Source organism: Psychrobacter sp. AOP31-B2-9, from assembly GCF_052378005.1.
In the GTDB taxonomy this organism is placed as follows: Bacteria; Pseudomonadota; Gammaproteobacteria; order Pseudomonadales; family Moraxellaceae; genus Psychrobacter.
Genome location: NZ_JBQSXG010000379.1, coordinates 1 through 261, shown reverse-complemented (window position 1 = coordinate 261; position 261 = coordinate 1). Strand labels below are relative to the sequence as shown.

The following is a 261-nucleotide window of genomic DNA, read 5'->3' as shown; positions in this document are numbered from 1 at the left end:
CTCAAAGCTGCTATCACGGTCTCTTGGGGTGGAGATCTCAAGCTCGCCTGTGTCGCTACGGACTCTCTTTTTAGTGTGCCCATTGCGCTTATTAGGCCTGTCTGCCTTTTCATGCTTGGGGTAGCCGAGATGCTCTTCCATTTCTGCTTCTAAGGCAGTGTCGATGAAGGACTGCATGAGCTGCTTTTGAAAGTCTTTGATGTCATCGAAGCTTTTCATGCTGCTGGCCATTTGCTCAGCCAGTTTCTTGATGTCAGATTG

The 261-nt window shown here is 49.0% G+C and carries 1 protein-coding gene; it reads right to left on the bottom strand.

All coding sequences use genetic code 11. The annotated features are described in order from the left end of the window. Window positions 1-261, bottom strand: a 261-nt coding sequence (locus ACT3SX_RS15720) for a transposase (protein WP_444761891.1), incomplete at both ends; no start/stop codon positions are given.